17 protein-coding genes are annotated in these 19732 nt (G+C 39.9%); 12 read left to right on the forward strand and 5 right to left on the reverse strand.

Annotated elements, in window-relative coordinates:
* Window positions 1–75: 75 nt before the first annotated feature.
* The 5 genes from iscB (at window position 76) to CYAN7822_RS26670 (ending at window position 4892) form a co-directional block, all read left to right on the forward strand.
* The gene (gene iscB / locus CYAN7822_RS26650; RefSeq protein WP_013325370.1) at window positions 76–639 is read left to right on the forward strand and encodes an RNA-guided endonuclease IscB; all 564 of its coding nucleotides are present in this window, start codon (window positions 76–78) and stop codon (window positions 637–639) included.
* A gap of 14 nt (window positions 640–653) precedes the next feature.
* Window positions 654–1514, forward strand: a complete 861-nt coding sequence (locus CYAN7822_RS26655) for a uroporphyrinogen-III synthase (RefSeq protein ID WP_013325371.1) — start codon at window positions 654–656, stop codon at window positions 1512–1514.
* A 148-nt stretch (window positions 1515–1662) separates the two neighbouring features.
* Window positions 1663–1938 (forward strand): circadian clock KaiB family protein, encoded by a 276-nt coding sequence (locus CYAN7822_RS26660; protein ID WP_013325372.1) that lies wholly within the window; start codon window positions 1663–1665, stop codon window positions 1936–1938.
* A 129-nt stretch (window positions 1939–2067) separates the two neighbouring features.
* Window positions 2068–2967, forward strand: coding sequence for a hypothetical protein (locus tag CYAN7822_RS26665; protein WP_013325373.1), 900 nt, complete (start codon window positions 2068–2070; stop codon window positions 2965–2967).
* Between the two features lie 2 nt (window positions 2968–2969).
* Entirely contained in the window at window positions 2970–4892 is a 1923-nt protein-coding gene (locus CYAN7822_RS26670) for an Hsp70 family protein (protein WP_013325374.1), read from the forward strand.
* 10 nt (window positions 4893–4902) lie between these two features.
* On the opposite strand, the gene CYAN7822_RS26675 is transcribed toward CYAN7822_RS26670, so the two are convergent.
* Entirely contained in the window at window positions 4903–7737 is a 2835-nt protein-coding gene (locus CYAN7822_RS26675; RefSeq protein ID WP_013325375.1) for a PAS domain S-box protein, read from the reverse strand.
* Window positions 7738–8171: 434 nt separating this feature from the next.
* Window positions 8172–8552 carry a hypothetical protein gene (locus CYAN7822_RS26680; protein WP_013325376.1) on the reverse strand — a complete coding sequence of 127 codons (381 nt, stop codon included), beginning with the start codon at window positions 8550–8552 and terminating at the stop codon, window positions 8172–8174.
* Window positions 8553–9122: 570 nt separating this feature from the next.
* Here CYAN7822_RS26680 and map point away from each other — a divergent pair.
* The 4 genes from map (at window position 9123) to CYAN7822_RS26700 (ending at window position 13935) form a co-directional block, all read left to right on the forward strand.
* Window positions 9123–9995 carry a type I methionyl aminopeptidase gene (gene map / locus CYAN7822_RS26685; protein WP_013325377.1) on the forward strand — a complete coding sequence of 291 codons (873 nt, stop codon included), beginning with the start codon at window positions 9123–9125 and terminating at the stop codon, window positions 9993–9995.
* Window positions 9996–10050: 55 nt separating this feature from the next.
* Complete coding sequence (locus CYAN7822_RS26690) at window positions 10051–10518, forward strand: hypothetical protein (protein WP_013325378.1); 468 nt, start codon at window positions 10051–10053, stop codon at window positions 10516–10518.
* A 505-nt stretch (window positions 10519–11023) separates the two neighbouring features.
* The gene (locus tag CYAN7822_RS26695; RefSeq protein ID WP_013325379.1) at window positions 11024–12340 is read left to right on the forward strand and encodes a glutamate-5-semialdehyde dehydrogenase; all 1317 of its coding nucleotides are present in this window, start codon (window positions 11024–11026) and stop codon (window positions 12338–12340) included.
* A 125-nt stretch (window positions 12341–12465) separates the two neighbouring features.
* Window positions 12466–13935, forward strand: coding sequence for a DNA phosphorothioation system restriction enzyme (locus tag CYAN7822_RS26700; protein WP_013325380.1), 1470 nt, complete (start codon window positions 12466–12468; stop codon window positions 13933–13935).
* A gap of 188 nt (window positions 13936–14123) precedes the next feature.
* On the opposite strand, the gene CYAN7822_RS26705 is transcribed toward CYAN7822_RS26700, so the two are convergent.
* Both CYAN7822_RS26705 and CYAN7822_RS26710 read right to left on the reverse strand, forming a co-directional pair.
* A complete protein-coding gene (locus CYAN7822_RS26705; protein ID WP_013325381.1) occupies window positions 14124–14495 on the reverse strand; it encodes a hypothetical protein in 372 nt (123 codons plus the stop codon).
* A gap of 318 nt (window positions 14496–14813) precedes the next feature.
* Window positions 14814–15239, reverse strand: a complete 426-nt coding sequence (locus CYAN7822_RS26710; protein ID WP_245602648.1) for a nuclear transport factor 2 family protein — start codon at window positions 15237–15239, stop codon at window positions 14814–14816.
* 93 nt (window positions 15240–15332) lie between these two features.
* On the opposite strand from CYAN7822_RS26710, the gene tsaB reads away from it, so the two are divergent.
* From tsaB to CYAN7822_RS26725, 3 genes are all read left to right on the forward strand, one after another.
* Window positions 15333–15962: a tRNA (adenosine(37)-N6)-threonylcarbamoyltransferase complex dimerization subunit type 1 TsaB gene (gene tsaB / locus CYAN7822_RS26715; protein ID WP_013325383.1), complete on the forward strand. Its 630-nt coding sequence runs from the start codon at window positions 15333–15335 to the stop codon at window positions 15960–15962.
* 376 nt (window positions 15963–16338) lie between these two features.
* A complete protein-coding gene (locus tag CYAN7822_RS26720; RefSeq protein WP_013325384.1) occupies window positions 16339–17268 on the forward strand; it encodes a class I SAM-dependent methyltransferase in 930 nt (309 codons plus the stop codon).
* Window positions 17269–17377: 109 nt separating this feature from the next.
* A complete protein-coding gene (locus tag CYAN7822_RS26725; protein ID WP_013325385.1) occupies window positions 17378–18154 on the forward strand; it encodes a hypothetical protein in 777 nt (258 codons plus the stop codon).
* 27 nt (window positions 18155–18181) lie between these two features.
* On the opposite strand, the gene CYAN7822_RS26730 is transcribed toward CYAN7822_RS26725, so the two are convergent.
* Complete coding sequence (locus CYAN7822_RS26730) at window positions 18182–19720, reverse strand: WD40 repeat domain-containing protein (RefSeq protein ID WP_013325386.1); 1539 nt, start codon at window positions 19718–19720, stop codon at window positions 18182–18184.
* Window positions 19721–19732: the final 12 nt, after the last annotated feature.

The following is a 19732-nucleotide window of genomic DNA, read 5'->3' on the forward strand; positions in this document are numbered from 1 at the left end:
GTAAGGCAGTGTTGTTAACCTAATAAGCCTAAAAAACATTGGCGAAGCGAACTTTACCCGTAAGGAGAGACAGAAATGTCAAATTTTGTTTTCGTCTTAGACGCTAATAAAAAACCCCTTAGTCCCTGCCATCCTTCGGTAGCACGGAAGTTACTATCACAAGGCAACGCTGTGGTTTTTCGGCGTTATCCTTTTACTATAATCTTGAGGAAACAATGTCAAACACCAACAGAAACTATCAAACTAAAGCTAGACCCCGGAAGTAAAACAACAGGACTTGCGCTAGTTCAAAAAGACCGCCTAATTTGGGGGACGGAACTAACTCATAGAGGACAACAAATTAAAAATGATTTACTAGCTAGGAGACAGCTACGTCGTAGTCGTAGAAATCGAAAAACTCGATATCGACAAGCACGGTTTCTTAACCGAAAAAAACCCGATGGTTGGCTTCCTCCTAGTTTAAATCATCGAGTGGAAACGACGATGACTTGGGTAAAACGTTTCTGTAAATTTGTCCCCGTTACTAATATTACAGTTGCGGCTTTTTTCATGTCATTGAGGGAAAAATTCGTTTTCAACGCGGCTACTTTGATAAATATAGTTGGTTTACCCAGATGGGAATTCCTATTTCTTAGTTGACAAAAAATTTTAAAATGTCGTCTCTCATTCCTTCTCATCAACTTCCTTTATTGGGCAAAAGAATTATTATTACTGCCCCTCGTAATTATGCGGGAAGATTAGCTCAAGAAATTATTAATAGTGGGGGACTGCCGATGATCATGTCAACCATTGAAACTTGTTTATTAGAAGAAGAAAATTATCAGGCATTAGATCAGGCATTAAAACAAATTAATAGATTTAATTGGATTTCTTTTACCAGTCGTCAGGGAATTGAAGCTGTTTATCAAAGACTGCTAACTTTAAAAATTTCTCTGTCTGAACTCAATCAATGTCAGTTATGTGCTATTGGGGCTGACGCATCTAGATTGACAGAATTAGGGTTAACAGTAAGCTTAATTCCTCAAGAATCCAGCCCTCAAGGAATAGTCAATGAATTGGCGAAAATGCCTAATCTTTTAGGGCAAGAAATTTTAGTGCCTGTTCCTGAAGTGGTGGGTATAACTGAACCCGATATTATTCCTAATTTTGTCCAGAGTTTAGAACAGTTAAAGTTAAAAGTTCAGCGAGTTCCTGCCTATAAAACTTGTGGTTTAGATCAAAAACTTTATGCTGTTGAACTCGAATTAATTCACACAGGGAAAATAGATGTTATTGCTTTTAGTAGTAGTGCCGAAGTAGAAGCATTTTTGCAATGGGTAGATTCTCCTAAAGCATTAGCCGCCACGATACCCGCTTGTTTTGGCCCTTATACCGCTAAAAATGCCGCTAAATTAGGGATAATACCGGCTATTGTTGCCCAAGATTATCGCTCTTATGCTGGATTTGTTAAGGCAATTGCCGATGGGTTAGTCGCTACTGATAAGAAAACAGATAATCTCAATCCCTCATTTTAGTAATTTTATCTACATCTGGAGATTGATAAAAAAGAACAATATAGCTAAAATTTTTGATAAATTAAAATAATATTTATTCCTTACGAAACAAGATATAAGCAAAAATTCGCTCTAGAATGGTTATAGAACAGCTTGTAGGAATTGCTCAATGATGACTCATCTATTCAAGCTTGACTTAGATGGAAATAATCCAAAATCCGTTAAAGACCTAAAGAGTATTAAAAAAGTTTTAGACTTAGAATTTGACAACAATTATACCCTAGAAGTTATTGACGTTATTCAGAAGCCACAACTGGCTGAAGAACAAAACATAGTCTTTACTCCGACGTTAATCAAAATACAGCCTTTACCTAAACAAAAATTTATCGGAGATTTTTCAATTGAACCCGAGGCTCTAAATTATTTAAATGGATTTAAGGATTAAAAAGTCGCTTATTTAACAGGGAAAAAATCTTCGGGTTAAAAGGAGGTTTTATAATTAAGATGGAAAAGGAGGACAACAGCACGATTGTACAAGCCCTTCTGAATATTGGTTGAGTTGTGCTTTCATTTTATGAAAACATTATTGGCGCTTTTTAATGAACAACGAAGTCAACTACAAAATGAGATTGACAAAGCAAGCAGTGTAGAGCGGGTAATTACCTCGCTTCAAAATCGACTAGATAATCTCGAAAGAAATTACACCGGACAGCTAACGATAACTCAAGTCCGTCTAGCTTCATTTTTTATAGATTCGCTGCGACAATCTATTGCCACCCTAGCCGCGACTAAGCTTTCTCAAAGCTCTTTGGATGAGTCTCAGGGAAGAATTAACCTAAACCCAAAATTATCAAGCAATCAGTTAATCTTAAAAGTGTTACAAGTCTTGATCTGTATTGGGATTTTAGGCTCTTTGTTATCCTTAAACAGAATTCCGCCGGGTGCATGGATGGCCATTTTACTCACCTTCGTGCTAGTAGGACTAGAAATCGTTTTTCAACTCGACAAAAATCACTCCTCGAGCAATTCCGGATCAGATCAAGTCTTGGAATTACCCCAACCCATATTACAGGTTAATAGTCAAATCCTTTTAGATCACCTAGCCGATGCTTTAGCCACCATTGATCAGGCCGTTAGCTCAGTAGAAGGAAACAAAAGAGACGACGAGCTTGGGCTAGAAGAACTGCCAGAATTATTAAATTTTCTCCAAAGGCTAATGGGCGCATCATTTCTTGAGCATCGTCAAATGGCTCTAGAATTAGCCAAACTTTTGCCGCAAATTTTAAGACAACAGGGAATTTATGCTCAAATTTACCGACCCAATGATCCTCAAAGTGATCGCAGTAATTTTGACTTTGAGCCAAGTATCGACCAGGAGAGCAAAGATTATGTAACCCTTTCACCTGCCTTGTTAAAAGGTGAGCGCTTACTCAGGCGAGGTCGAGTGATTGAACCAGCATCTAACCGAGATTAAATATGGAAATTATAGAAATTATTGGCTTTGATTTAGGACACGGTGAAACCGCAGTGGCTAAAGCCCTGGTGGAGGGGATCGAACCCCCTCAAATGCTTGAAATTAATAACCAAAAACATCAAATTACGGCTTTAGGATGGCATCCTCGTTTAGGTTATTTAGTGGGAGAACAAGCATTAATTCAAGCGGGTGTGACTCAGCTAAAAATTGGCTTCAAGCAAAAACCCAATCAAGAAACTGAATACAGAGAAACCATTCGTTTATTTTTATCCACTTGTTATCGTCTTCTGCAACAAACACGGCAAATTGAAGATGCTAGAAATAGCTATTTTTATGTGGGTTGTCCTTCAGGATGGTCAATCAATGAACGACAAGACTATCAAAAATTGCTGCAAGAAGCCGGCATTCCTCAACTAAGAGTCGTTCCCGAATCTCGGGCGGCTTTTATGCAAGCCAAAGAAGCCGGAAAACTTCAATATGAAAAACTGAAATCATCAGTATTAATTGTTGATATTGGCTCATCCACTACAGACTTTACCCTCGTTAAAAGTCTTCATGAAATTCCGGTGGATTTTGGCAGTAATGCTCTAGGAGCCTCATTAATTGACCGGGCGATTTTTGAGCGAACCCTTGAAGAACATGAGCAAAAAGCGTTGCTAGAAAAAATCTTTCAAGAATATCCCCATCATCAAGCCCGTTGTGAACTCGCTTGCCGCAAAGCCAAAGAAGATTATTTCTCTCATGAACAACTCTACAGCGATCCTCAATCTTTTGCTCGGGGTTTTGAATCCATCAACGAACAGATCTTTTTTATTCCGCAGGTAAATAAATTGATTATGGAGGAAATTTTAAACCATCCTTTAAAAGAATTAGGGCAAAAAAGTTGGCTCGATTCTTTTCGAGAAGCCGTCAGCGAGGGCAAAAAAAGGTTAGACGAACAAAACATCGTGCCGACGCTGGTTTTAATGACCGGTGGAGCCTCTCGCATGGGGTTTACACGTCTCCTCTGTGAAGAAATTTTTGCACAAGCCGCCACTCAAGTCCGCCCTGATCCTGAACCTGAAAGGTGTATTGCTTTGGGATTAGCGCGAGTAGGACGGTGGGATTTACGAGCGACTGCCTTTAAAGGGGAAGTTAAGCAGCTTTTTGACTCAAAAGCCCTTTATCATTTAATCCAGAAACAGATTCCCGAGTTAATAGAATTATTAAGTGAACCATTAGCCAAGGGGTTGCTGGAAAATGTGATTACTTCAGGCATAAAAGATTGGAGAAATAACAAAATCAGAACTTTAGCTGATTTAGAAATAGAACTGAAAAAACGTGCCCAAAAGTGGCTTAATAGTGAACAAGCTGAAAAAATTCTCAATGAGCAATGTAGTTATTGGTTTAATCAAAAAATTCAACCTGAATTAGCCGCCCAAACCGATCCAATTTGTCGAAAGTTTTATATTCCCCGAAGTAGTTTAAGGTTTGAGGAGGGGATTGATCCGACGCTGACTAACCCAGAGCTAAGAATTGGCGATGTTCTTTTGGCTGATACGGTAGCCCTATTAGTCAATGTGATTATTGGTGGAGGGACTCTTGCTAGTCTTATTACTTTGGTGATCACTGGACATTTTACTTTGCCCATTGCGCTCATTTATGGAGCATCAGTGATGGCGGCAGGGATGGAATTTAATCGCAAAGGTGTTAAAGAGGCGATCAAAACTAATGTAGATGTTCCTAGTTGGCTTCGTTCTAGTTTTCTCAGTGATAAAAAAATTGAAAATTTATATCAGCAAACTAAGCCAGATTTAGAGAAAACGTTAAGAGAACAACTCAAGGCCAATCAACAGGCGTTTGAACAATTAATCGAAAAAGTTGAGCAGGAACTCCAAAAAATCCTTTTCACTAAAGTTGAAGAGGCGATCATTTTAATTCAATAGTTATTAAGAATTATCCATAAACCCAGTAACGATCACGCCCTTGAGCCTTTGCCTGATAAAGGGCCTGATCAGCCGCATTAATCAGATCTAGGGGACAAGTATCGGCTGTAGGAATCATCGAGGCGATGCCAATACTAATGGTCACCGAGGAAGCCACAGCAGAGGCAAGATGGGGAATGTGAAGGTGATCAATAGCTTGCTGAACTGCCACAGCAACTTGAGTGGCTCCGTAACTGTCGGTGTTGGGTAAAAGGATGACAAATTCTTCTCCCCCATAACGAGCCACTAAATCCGTCATGCGTCGGGCTGCTTGTTTGAGGGCTTGAGCAACTTGCTTTAAACAGATATCGCCAGCAGGATGCCCATAGGTATCATTATATTGTTTAAAATAGTCGATATCGCACAGAAGTAAGGATAAAAAACGTTTTTCCCGAGTAAGACGATACCATTCATGGTTAAAATCCCGCTCAAAACAGCGTCGATTAGCGATTTGAGTCAATTCATCCACTAAAATCTGAGCCTGCAATTGTTGATACAGTTCCGATTGTCCGATGGCGATCGCTACCTGAGTCGACAGTTGAGTTAATAATTCTGCTTCGAAAGGTTCCCATTGACGAGGACTACTGCAATGATGGGCAATCAATAAGCCCCATGTTCGCTCTTTTTGCACAATCGGAACGACTAGCTTGGCCCGCACTTGTAGCCGCTCGAGTAATTCCAAATGACAGGGACTAAAGCCGGCAGTATAAATGTCTGGAACATTATTGATTTTGCCTCCGTGATAATTTCCTGCCTCAGTTTCCACAAAATAAGAGTCAGTAATCTCCCTATTTACAATAGCCAGCCATCCGGGTGCCACTGATTCGGTAACCACTATTCCACTACAGTCAGGGTTAAGACGGTAGATGATCACGCGATCTGTCTGTAAAAACTCGCGCACTTGAGCCACTGTGGTGTTGAGAATCTCTGTCAGATCAAGAGATTGGCGGATCTTGTGGGCAATTTCGTGTATCATCCGTTCTCGCACCGTTTGTTGTTGAAGTAGTTGTTCAACTCGTTTACGTTCTGTGATATCAACCACCACACCTACGCCATACTGCAATTGTCCCAAAGGGTTGTAGATGGCGGAAACGGTTAGGTTAGCCCAGAAAATCTGTCCGTTTTTGCGAACATAACGTTTGTCTGTGCAGTAGTTGGAGATTTGTCCGGACCATATTTTCTGGTGATAGTCTAGACTCAACCCATGATCATCAGGGTAAGTCAAATCAAGAAAGTTCATCTGTTTGAGTTCTGTTTGGGGATATCCGATGAGTTCACAGAACCTTTCATTGACAGAGAGCAATTTTCCCGATGAGTCGACCAGTACAATTCCGGCGTTTGCCTGTTCGTAGATGGCGCGAAATTTAGCTTCGCTTTGTTGTAGGTGGAGTTCTAACTGTTTTCTTTCGGTAATGTCGGTAAATGAAGCCACAACCCCGTAGGGTTGCTCGGAATTGGGATAAAACAACGGTTGAGAGTTGATGGAAATCCAGGTGAGGCTACCCTCCGGCTTATAAACCCCCATGACGATATTAGATTGGGGTTGTCCTGTTCGCAAAGTTACCATAGCCGGATGATTTTCTCCCCTAAACGGCGATCCGTCTTCATGGATGGCATGCCAACGAGGATCAACAGAAGTGCGTCCCATCATTTGCTCGTAGCTCAGTCCTAAAATTCGCGTTGCGCTGTGGTTGCAAGCGATAATCTGTCCATCGGCTTGATGAAGGACAATTCCTTCGGCCATAACAGCAATGACTGAGCGATAACGTTCCTCACTTTCTCGCAAAGCTTCTTCGATGCGCTTGCGTTCGCTAATATCTTCAAATATATAAAGTCGTCCAAAGTAGCGGTCCTCACTATCCCGAATTTGGCTAGAGAACCGGCGAATAGTCCTACCATCTGTAAAGCTTATTTCATCTTCATGAGTGCAACGATTTTCTTCACTTTGTAAGGGTTTGCACGATTCAATAAAGGCGGGTAAATTGGCAATTAAGGGCATACAATCGGGGATGATGTCATTATTTTTGAGATGGCCTAACTGCATTTGAGTTTCTAGATGTTCAATGCCCCATATTTCGCAAAAGCGATGATTAAAATAGAGGATGGAGTCGGTGCGGTTATCCACGACATAAAAGGCTAATGTTGAAGTATCTGTCATCGACCGCAACAGCGCTTGTTTCCAATGTAACTCTTGAAGGGATTGATCATTGGCGGCTTTTAAGAGTCGTTGTGAGTTGATTATTTCTTGTTTACTGTTTTTTTGTTCTATTTTCTCCAGAGCAATACCGAGTTGCACGGCTATATATTGCAAAAATTTAATTTCTAGAGGTTGCCACTGGCGAGGAGCATCACACTGATGAGCTATCACTAACCCCCACAGTTGCGCCCCTGCTGTATGATTGATGATGATGGGTACTACCAGATTTGCCCGCACCTGCAACCGTTCCAAGAGTTCGAGATAACAGGGTTGAAGGGGTTGGCTATAGATATCCTCAAGGCGACTGATTCGTCCCTGTCGATAAAGTTCTTTCCATTTGTTGGCAAAACAGGGATCGTAAATGAGTTGCCCGATGATGGGTGTCCAGGGTGTCTCAACTGATTCTGCCGCTATTACACCGTCATCAAGTCCTAAAAATTGGTAAATAATTACTCGATCACTTCCTAAAATTTCCCGAGCTTGTTGAACGGTTATGTTCAAAATTCCTAGTACATCTGTTGCTTGATGAATTTGGATGACTAAGGCGGTGAGTTGCTCAAAAAATGTTTCTATGTTTAGTTCAATAGTCTTTAAATGCGTAAAAGACATATTTATCAGATTTAATAATTTTTTTTTAAATGATTTAACACTGATATTTTGACTTATATTGATTTTAAGTAATATTTCAATTTAGCTTAACTCGGCTTCCTTCGCTGTGATCTGGATCAAAGCCATTCACAAAATTTATTGATCCATGAAGGTTTGTTGAGAATTCTTTACAGAATCGAGGTTTTTTTTCATCTAGTCAACAAGACTGCAATTTTACCTAATTTTTATCTAATGATAAGTATAAACTCTTATTATCTAAAATGAAAAACGGTAGCTAAATTAACATTACAGATTAAAAAAGCCTGTAAAATTGTGAGTAACAACCTTAAAAAAGTATAAAAGCCGCCAAAACAAAATTTGAGCAATGGCTGCTAAAAACTAAAGAGAAAACCCAGGCCGATTTGGGCCTGGGATAAAGAGCAAATTCGACTAGATTAATTTTTGTTTACGTATTGTTTTTGAGCTATTTCAACGGCCAAGGAGGTCAGACGAGAGCCAGATTTATGATTGTTATGAGTTGCGGAAGTCGCCCCCTTTGAATGGTTTTTTTCGTCTTTTAAACTGTAAGCTTTCCATTCATTAGTTAAATTAAAAAGACTATTGTCTGTGACCACTACTACTTCACCCGGTGGCAATGAACCACAGGCAGTAGCCTGGATACAAAAATGATGCCAACTTGAGCGAAAAACAAATACAGAGACAGTCTTACCGTTGGTACTTCCATCTGTGTAGCCGGTCAAAAATTGTCCTTCTTCTATAGAATTTTTTAATTGCGGGTGTCTTTGAAGTAAACTAGCTAAGTTTTTAGAAATCATGATCGTACCTCGAGAATTGTTAATAGAATTCAATTAAGGCTCAAAATTAATTGTAAGAGGCAACTTACAAGCTAATTTCTCAATAATCATTTAGGACAAACAAGAAAATTGAAAATTAACGCTGTTTTAAGTCAGCTTAAGTGAATTTAAGATCTTTAACTTATTTAAACCTTCTGTAAACAAGGTAAATGATAACTTACTTACTCAACAGTGAAATTAGTTACAGAACGAAAAATTTTATCGACTATCGAGGCGCTGATTCATGAGCAAAATCCACAGAAAAGTTAGATGAGAATCTAAGTAAATGTTCTTATTATTCAGGGAAAATCACTACAACAAAGCTATCCTGTAAGTTTTGAGGAGTTATTGGGGGGACTAGAAATAGTTTCCCTATTTTCTTGAATTGGGTCAGATTAAGTATGAAGAAATATTAAGCTGATTCGTCTCTGCTGGAGGTAGAGGTACAAAATTACTGTTACCGCCGAAAAAGTCTTGCCGAGCCTTAAAATACAAAGATTAAGTTATACTACAATCGTTTTATACTCCTCCATCTAAGTCTACAGAGGTTCAATGAGAATTCTTAGCGATCTATTCAAAGCTGAACAAAAGCAAGAGTCATCCAGCACTCAACCCCAACAACAGCAAACCAATGGACTTCCTCCTATGAAAAAATCTCGTCGAGGGATTCATCTAAAATCCCCCGCAGAAATCGAAATTATGCGGCAAGCCGGCAAAATAGTCGCCACTGTCTTAAAAGAAATCTCTCAAATGGTTGAACCTGGTATGACAACGGCAGATCTTGATGCTTATGCCGAAAAACGGATTCGCTCCCTGGGCGCAGTACCTAGTTTTAAAGGATATTACGGCTTTCCGGGTTCGATTTGTTCCTCCATTAATCATGAAGTGGTACATGGTATACCCAACCTGAAAAAGCAAATTCGCTCAGGAGACGTGTTAAAAGTCGATACAGGGGCTTACTACCAAGGTTATCATGGAGATTCTTGTATTACGATTGCTGTGGGAAAGGTTCATCCTAAAGCAAAACGGTTAATTCAGGTGGCAGAAGAAACTTTATACAAAGGCATTGAACAAGTTAAAGCCGGCAATTATCTCTTAGATATCGCAGGTGCTATAGAAGACCATGTTAAAGTGAATAAATATAGTGTTGTGGAAGATTATACCGGTCATGGTGTGGGAAAAAATCTTCATGAAGAACCTTCGGTCTTTAATTTTCGCACTAATCAGCTACCCAATGTTAAGCTTAAAGCCGGTATGACTTTAGCCATCGAACCGATTTTAAATGCTGGTTCAAAGCATACTCGAACACTCCGCGATCGCTGGACAGTGGTTACTGTTGATAACTCTCTGTCGGCACAATTTGAACATACTGTATTAGTTACCGAGACGGGATACGAAATTTTAACAGATCGCACCAACCTTTGATAGCCTCTATGTTTTAAGATTCTCTTAGAACATAAACTTTTTAGGAGGCTAAATAATGTTATTTCGTCCTATAGCTTTGGCCATCGCCGCTAATCTATTGACTGGTGTTTTAGCGGCCAACGCTCAAAGCTGTATTCCTATCCCTGTGGTGGGAGGAGAAGGCAATGAGGTCACTAAATCTGTGGCTCAACCCACTATTCCAGGCCCTTTTGGCATCAGTATTACTAGAAATAATTGGAATACTGACTGGGCTGTGCCCGGCGGACAAAATTTCAAATATTTTCGCGTAACCCTTTCTACAGAAAGAGGCGGCCGATTTAATATTAGAATGAATCTTAAATATAGCGATAACACTGCCGATGAATTTTTTAATGAAAGAGGGTTAAGATTGAATGCCACTGAAACCATCAAACAAAAAGGCGTTCCTCGGCGTAATGATATGCCTTTTCAAGTTAATGTTTATGTGGGGGGTATCGATAATATAGGCGGCAGATACACAGTATCAGTAGTAGCCTGTCAATAAAAAAAAGGGGTGGTAAGAAACCACCTCTTATGAAGAATAAGGAATGAGAAACTTAAAAATTTTAATAGTAATTATCTTAATCAGACCCAAGCTTAGATTGATAGATTACAATCTTTCCTAGGCCGACACCTCAAAAATCCTGAGCTAAAATGCCTCTCCTAAAAAATACCTAGATGCCCCTTATACAAAAAGCTATCTTAGCTCCCAGAGAGATAATAGAATTTAAATAGCAAGCTCTTGTTTAAACATAATATCATTATATAATCTTCCTGATCAATTGAGTGTGATTTAAATCATAAACTTCGTGTGATTATCGTCGTGGGATTGACTATCTGGCTCCGATAGATATTTCACTATTCGCTCAAAAAATAAGTATTATTACGAGTACGGAAGTTCAACTCAAACCCAGGCAACCCGGTTAGGGAAAGGTAAGCTTACTGAGTCATGAGTGCAAAATTTTTGCTAAACTGAGCTATGCACTTCTTAGGCTAAAGGTCTGGTGATTATGGTCGCTACATCTGTTTCATCTCCTATCGAAAAGCAAATTGCCCAAAAAACCCGCGAACAAGCTCGTCAGTTAGCGGCACTGACCTCAGTAGAACGCTCAGAGGCCATAGAAGCCATCGCTCAAGCATTAGAAGCGGCCATGCCGGAAATTTTGGCCGCCAATGAAGCAGACACTCAAGCGGCACAAGCAGAAGGAATTTCTCCCTCTCTCTATGCCAGACTCAAATTAGGAGAGACTAAATTAAAAGCCGCTATTGCCGGAGTTCGAGATGTGGCTAAATTACCTGATCCTCTGGGTACCATTCAAATTCATCGAGAATTAGATCAAGGCCTAATTCTCAAACGGGTAACTTGTCCTCTAGGGGTATTAGGGGTTATCTTTGAAGCTCGCCCGGATGCTTTAATTCAAATTACCAGTTTAGCGATTAAATCCGGTAATGGTGTTATCCTTAAAGGCGGTAAAGAGGCTATTCGTTCCTGTCAAACCCTCGTCAAAGTGATTCATGAGGCATTGGCGAAAACTCAAGTTAGCCCAGATGTAGTTCAATTGTTCACAACTCGGGAAGAAATTAAGGCACTCTTAGAATTAGATGAGTATGTAGATTTAATTATCCCTAGAGGGTCTAATGCTTTTGTTCGCTATGTACAGGAAAATACCCGCATTCCGGTTTTAGGCCATGCTGATGGGATATGTCATCTCTATGTGGACCGCGCCGCCGACCTAGACCAAGCGGTTAAGATTACAGTAGATGCAAAAACTCAATATCCTGCCGCTTGTAATGCCATTGAAACTTTATTAGTTCACCAAGATATAGCGGCGAGTTTTCTCCCGAAAGTTGAAAGCGCGTTGCAACCGTTACAGGTGGAGTTGCGAGGCGATGAAAAAACTAGAGACTATTTGGATATTCCGGCCGCCACCGCAGAAGACTGGGCAACCGAATATAGTGATTTAATTTTATCGATTAAAGTCGTCGATTCTTTGACGGATGCCATTGCCCATATTAATACTTATGGCTCTAGACATACAGAAGCCATTATCACAAAAGACCCAGAAGCGGCTCAAGTTTTTCTGCATCAAGTCGATGCTGCCGGCGTTTATCATAACTGTTCTACTCGTTTTGCCGATGGTTTTCGTTATGGTTTCGGTGCCGAAGTGGGTATCAGTACCCAAAAAATGCCGCCTCGCGGTCCGGTGGGGTTAGAAGGGTTAGTGACTTACAAATATCAGATGACAGGAGAGGGACATATTGCCGATACTTATTCAGGCGCAAATGCCAAAGCGTTTACTCATAAAGATTTGTTTGATCCAGATTAATTCTCATTTGGCGGCTTATTTAGTTTCAAAAAGTCCCTGATTAATTTCTTCTTGAATACCAGACCGGCTCTTGACATTTATCAATTTATGTGTAATAAAGTTGCTCAATAAAAAAGACAATCAGAATGAAATACTCCTTTCCTGACTTATCTGCTATTAACTGGGAAAAGTTAGCTCAAGATTATTTTAAAGCAACTCAAAAAAGGAAAGTTGCAGAGTCAGGGAAATCTTATCAAACTTGCGTTACAGGTATTCCTCAAATCCCCTCTTCGATTACACTGCGAGACTATCAACAAACGGCTGTTATCAGTTGGTTTCGCAATCGGGGACGGGGAACTTTAAAAATGGCCACAGGTAGCGGAAAAACTATTACGGCTTTAGCAATTACCACTGAATTATACAACAAAATTGGTTTACAAGTCCTTTTAGTGCTTTGTCCTTATCGCCATCTGGTGACTCAATGGGCCAAAGAATGTGAAAGATTTAATTTAAATCCTATTCTGGCTTTTGAAAGTGTTTATACTTGGCAAAGAGATTTATCGTCTCAACTTTATAATCTGCGTTCTGAGCAGCAATCTTTTGTCACGGTTATTACTACTAATTCCACCTTAATGACAGAAGGATTTCAATCTCAACTCAAATTTTTTCCCGAAAAAACTTTAATTGTCGGGGATGAGGCCCATAACTTAGGTTCTCCTCGCTTAGAAGAAAATTTACCTCGTAAAATCGGTTTACGCTTGGCTCTATCGGCCACGCCGGAAAGATATTTTGATGATCAGGGAACGGATGCCATTTTAGCTTATTTTGGCGCAATTTTACAACCCGAATTTACCCTAGCGAATGCGATTGAAAAAGGGGCTTTAGTCAGATATTTATACTATCCTGTTTGGGTGCAATTAACCGCAGCAGAAGCCCTCACCTATGCCAAATTAACTAAACGAATTGGTTGGGCTTTAAATAACAATGAAAATCTCCTACAAAATGAAACTTTAACTTCGTTGCTAATGCAGCGCTCACGTTTAATAGGAGCCGCCAGCAACAAGTTAGCGGCTTTACGAGATTTAATGTCTGAACGCTTAGATACCCATCATACTTTATTTTATTGTGGGGATGGTTATGTGGATAATTCTTCGGCTGCCTATCGTCGCCAAATTGCGGCAGTTACTCGTCTTTTAGGCCTAGAATTAGGCTATCGGGTGACGACTTATACCGCAGATACGCCTTTAGCTGAACGAGAAAAAATTCGTGAGCAATTTGAAAAAAGAGAATTACAGGGGTTAGTGGCTATTCGTTGTTTAGATGAAGGGGTTGATATTCCTTCCATTGAAACCGCTATTATTTTAGCCAGTAGCGGCAATCCTCGTCAATTTATTCAAAGACGCGGCAGAATTTTACGTCCTCATCCCCAAAAAAAACGCGCGACTCTATTTGATATGATTGTTATGCCGCCTGAATTAGAGCGGGAAACTTGGGAAATTGAACGAAATTTGCTCCGTAAAGAATTAAAGCGCTTTATGGAATTTGCTCAGTTAGCTGATAATGCCGATGAAGCCGAAAAACAATTTTTAGACGTGCAAGAAAAATATGAATTATAACTAAGTATAATTTCTTAGTTAAAAGTTGATAAAGAGTAGCAAAATTAACAGTTTTCTAAAAAAAAGTCGATAGAATTATAAACAACAACCTTAAGAGATTATAAAAACCGCCAGCAGTAAACAAATATAAAATGCTGGTCTATAAAAAGGAATGATCCCAGTCCTCGATCTGGGCCTGGGATCAAATTTTAAATTCGACTAGATAAACGGCTATTTTGATGTTTTTGTTGAGCAATTTCAACAGCTAAGGAGGTAAGATTAGAAGGCTTATGAGACTGATGTAAAGAGGGTTTTTCATTTTTTAGACTGTAAGCTTTCCAATCATGATTGACATTACCTAAAGAGGAGTCTGTTATTACTAAAACTTCTCCTGGAGGTAAAGGTTCAACGGCGGTAGCTTGAACACAAAAATGCTGCCAAGTACATCGAAAAACAAAAACGTTTACAGTCTGTCCATTCAGTCCACCATCAGTATAGCCTGTCAAAAATTTTCCCTGATCGAGAAAGTTTTTTAACTGAGGATATTTTTTGAGTAAATCGCCTAAGTTTTTATGGGTCATAGAAATACCTTAAAGTATTGATAAGCTCATTCAAAATACACCACAAATTAATTGGAAAAGATAACTGATAACGTAGCAAAATTTTACAAATGTTAAAAGAATTATTGTAGTTACTTAAACCAACTTTAAACAAAATAAAATAATAGTTGCTTACCGGACAGTAAATTTAGCTACAATAATTAAAAAAATGAGAAAATCAGCGATAAATACTCATCAGTGCAGGACGGCTAAAAATATTAAGATTCTTTAATTGTTCATCGATTTTTTGAGGCGTTGTTGGGCAGGGAACTAGACATCAGTTCCCTATTTTTCTAAGTATCATTGTAATTGATAATGAATGCTGAGATACTCTCGATAAGCACAGACTTGATAGGGATGGGGAGCCGGTTGGGCACTAGGTCGCAGATCAAAAGAAATAGCCACTTGATTTTGATAAGGTAATCCAAACATTTTACCCTCAGAGCGTCCCTCAAACATCACTGTCGTTTCACTACTGGTAACCCGTTCTAGGGTAAGCACAAGTCCGCCCAAAAAAACCTTATCCGTAACAAAATGAAAAAATTCTGCCGCTTTTTGTTTGCCTACATTCTTACCTTTAAAAGTCCCCACAGGAAACCAGAAGGTAAAATCATCACTGAGCATATTTAAAAAAGCCTCCCACTCTCCTGTGGCCAAACCATGAGTAAAATGTTTAAATGCCGCTTGTGCGGCTTCGAGCATCTCGGGTGTCGCTGTGGTCATCATCTTTAAGCGTTATCAAGTTTAAATAACTACTGTTATACTGTATATTTAACCTAGTCAACCCGAAAAAAAAATTGCCCTTATAGTGATATCTAAATGAGGATTTTAAATCATGATCAGTACGGACTTGCCCTTCATACTAGCAGTCCTCAACTCGGTTTAAGCCTGAGTAACTTTTTTGATCATAGTCGTCATCAAACCTGGAATTTAGACCGAGAATTATCTAACTATCTCCATCAATATTTAGCTGACTTTCTTGTGCCGCTAACCTGGCAAAACTTAGCCTTTATCGCTGTAGCCAAAGGCCCAGGAAGCTTTACCAGCACCCGTATCGGCGTAGTAACGGCTAGAACCCTAGCACAACAGTTAAAGCTGCCCCTATTTGGCATTTCTACCTTAGCCGCTTTAGCTTTTTCAAAACGAGAACAATATAACACTGATGTCATGATCCCCGTACAGATGAAAGCCACTCAAGAGCAATTATATGCGGCTATTTATCAAAAAGCGTCAGAGCAAGCGTTAAAAATCCATTTAGCTGATAGGCTGATTAATCCTCAAGAATGGCAAGACATCCTAAAAAAATTTGAGTTAACGACTTCCCTATTAGAAGTTCCTACTCATTTAGGCATAACAGCGACGAGTATTTTAGAGCTTGCTTATCAAGATTGGCAAGCCGGTAAACAACCCCATTGGTCAGAAGTTTTACCTTTTTATGGGGGTGAATAAAACCCTAATCAATTCCTTATCAAGATAGAGCCAATCCCCTGAGAAACTGATTAAACTACAAATAGTCATTCTCTGATCAGATCTGTTTTTCCGATTTTTATTTACCCTTGTCGATTAAGAAGGAGAACTACTTTGAAATTGCCTGGATTATGCCGCGAACGCAGTGAAACTTGGCTCTATCTATGCTTGATTTTATTGATATTTGCTCTCATTTAACAACAATTGCCAAAAAAATTTGCTTTTGTTTCCGGTTTGATCGTAAAGTGTAAGATTAGAGAAATTTTGGCCCGCTCGCCTACAAGACAGCTTTTCGGTTCAGGTAGGCAGCCTCATCCCTACAGATTCTCGCCCACTAGACCGAACTGACAAACTAGATATGACTGCAACTCAAACTCAACCTAAATCCGAAATAATTTCTCATCTCATCAACGGTGTTCTCGCTATCAAACCCCTAGCCAGTATCGCCAAACATCAAGCCCGAGAAATGATGATTAAACGGGCAGAAAAATTAGGGGTTCCTTGGCGAGAAAATGTCCGTCAATTAAGCTCCCATGACTGGGGAAAAGAACTCATACAAGTAGAAAATCCTCAATTGAACTATCCTGACTATTATGTTTGTTCCTTCCATGCTTATGAAAAGGGCAATCTGTCTTGGGAAGCCGCTTTAGAGGTGGAGTCTGCCGCTTATGCCGTTCATTCTACCATCTGGAAAAAAACCGACGGCATTAGTATCAAGGGAGATGCTAAATTACGTGAGAACTATCATCAAGTTTTAAAGGAAAAACACGCTCTAGCACCTCAAGATATTCTCGATGTGGGTTGTAGCATTGGGATGAGTACCTTTGCCTTGCAACAGACTTATCCTCAAGCCAGAGTGACCGGATTAGATTTATCTCCCTATTTTTTAGCCGTTGCTAATTATCGCGCCAGAAAAGAAAATTTAAAGATTAACTGGGTGCATGCGGCCGGAGAAGCAAGCGGTTTAGCGGAAAAATCTTTTGATTTAGTTTCGGCTTTCTTAATTTATCATGAACTTCCCCAAAAAGCCGGCAAAGGAATTTTTCGAGAAGCGCGGCGCTTACTACGCCCGGGAGGATACTTTGCCATGATGGATATGAACCCCCAATCTGATGATTTTAAACAAATGCCGCCTTATGTGTTTACCCTGCTTAAGAGTACCGAACCCTATTTAGATGAGTATTTCAGCTTGGATGTAGAAGCGGCATTAGTTGAAGCCGGTTTCGCCCCTCCAACCATTACCCCTATCAGTCCTCGTCATCGGGCTATCGTTGCTCAAGTTCAATAGCTTTTGCTTAGGATGCGTTAGGCGGTTAAATTTTTGGCTAGGCAATAATCCGTCGTAACGCATCATTTTAGTTAAATAACCAGACTATCAAAGGCAACAGGAGGCGCTTATGTGGAAAGAGTGGAAAGAATGGTTACCCGGACCGGCAACAGAAATTTGGCAGGGATTTGTTGGACTAGCGGCAATTTTTTGGTCATTGGTGTTAATTGTATTTATGTTTACAGGGGTAGGGACTGTTGGAGGGGATAAAATTGCTTGTCAAATGCCGGACCAATGCCAAAAACTCTATTTAGCTTCGGTTGCTGATGCGATGGAGTTTGATGAAAAAGAAGCTATTTTACTGCCTTCTCTTCCTGCGGGAAAAGATGTTACCGTCGTAACTTGGGCGGGTGTGAGTTATGGGAATTTGATAGAAAAGCTTCGTTTTGCTCCTATCTGGGTGACGCTGGTTCCTGAACTGAAAAGCAAATGTCAAACCTACAAGTATAAAGACCCCGAACAAGTAAATATGCGTTTAAAACAGGCGTTAGGTTTGCCGCCTACTTCTACTAAGTCTCATTTTATTGAAATAAAAGTTAATACTCGGGATTTGTGGCGCTCTTGCTTGAATCCTGACCCAAGAATTTCCCCCTGTACTGATAAATTTTCTCAACAGGAACGGGAACGTATTAATCAATTACATCCACAATTTTTAAAATGGTTTGAGCGCGTTGTCAAAGAGTCTTATCAAGCACCGGGTTATCCGTTGACTCGCATGGGCTATACTTACGATTGGAATCCTCAAAGTTCTGAGATGGGTCTTCCTGAATATTTGATTCGCATTGGTGCAAAGTCGACTCGTTTTGTGCGGCAGGTTCCGACCTTGGAGTATTGCAAGCTTGATTAAGGCTTGGTAGTTGAATGAGGAAATTATTTAATCTTCTCTTTGCCAAACTTTAATGGTTCCATCCACCCCACCGGCGGCTAACCATTGTCCATCAGAACTTAGAGCAAGACTAAACACAGCATTGGCATGAGAACTAGACATATCTGTTAGGCTAAGAGTGGTAACCCCTTCTCTACTGCTGCGATGCCAAATTTTAATCAAACCATCCGAACCACTACTAAATAATAATTGCTGATCTGGAGAAAATAATAAAGCATGAACTTGTCCCCGATGGGCTGATAAAATGCGTATGGGTTGCGGCTGTTTGCCGGACTCCCAAATACTGGCTTCGAGTTGCCATAATTTTATCGTTCCATCGGCACAACCGGCGGCTAAAATTCTGCTATCAGGACTAATGGCTAGAGAGGCGACAGAAGAAACATTTCCTTTTAAAATTCCCAACTGTCTACCTGTTGTGAGTTCCCATAGCATTATTTTTCCATCTCCTCCGGCACTAGCAATTATTTGACCTTGGGAAGTCAGGGCCACTGCATAGATTGCCCCCAACGAATCTAAAGAACTGGCTAACATTTCTCCGCTTTCTGTATTCCATTGTTTTAGGGTTTGGTCATAACTGCCACTGACTAATATTTGAGTATTTGGGGCGCAAGCTAATGCATGAACTGAACCGGTATGAGCGGTTAATATTTGTGTTAATTCTACTGTTAGGGGTAATTCTTTTTGTGATTTTAAAGACCAAAACTTAATCATTTGATCAAAACTTCCAGTCGCAAAATGATAACCCGAAGATTGATTACCCGTAAACACCACTGCTAAAATGCCTTGTGAGTGGGCTTGTACGGTGGCTAATTCATTGCCGCTTTCCATTTCCCAGACTTTTAAACTTTGGTCCCAACTGCCACTGACGAGGATTTTTTGATCAGAACTTATGACTAAAGAAGCCACTGCGTCAGTATGCTCGCTAAAGGTATAAATACAATTCCATGAAAGGGCAACTCTTGGAGAAGAAATTTGGGGAAGACTCAGGCTAGGGATAGGAGTTTGTGTTTGGGGTATCGGTTCTACTGCCGCTACCGTGACGGTCAATTCTTCGTAGCTATTTTCTTCTCTAGAAGAATTATTTTGCAAAATATCTTGTCTTAATTGAGCATAAATTAGCTCTAAATTTTCAATTCTTTCCCCAAGAGCATTGCTATTTAAATATTCAATAATATTATTAAAAGACTGTTCTAAGGCGACTAAATTTTCTTGAAAAATAGTAATGGCACTCGCATCGGCAGTGGGGGCAGGGGGCGGAGGCGGTTCTTGGCTAGAAATTTCTCGGGAAAGACTCTCTATTTCCTCAGAAAATTGGCGTTGAACTTGTTTAATTGATCCATTAAGCCGCTTTCTATAGCGATATTGAAAACGAAGACGATTAATGAGATTGAGCAGTAAAGCAATGGTTAACGAGATTATAGGATAAATTAAGGAATTTAGAGCAATCCCCACTACTACACTCACCAGAGTGAGTGCCGCCACAGCTAACTCAGCAATATCGAGCCAATGAAAGTTATGATATCCCATAATCTATTATAG

The sequence above is a fragment of the Gloeothece verrucosa PCC 7822 genome, from assembly GCF_000147335.1.
GTDB classification, from domain to species: domain Bacteria; phylum Cyanobacteriota; class Cyanobacteriia; order Cyanobacteriales; family Microcystaceae; genus Gloeothece; species Gloeothece verrucosa.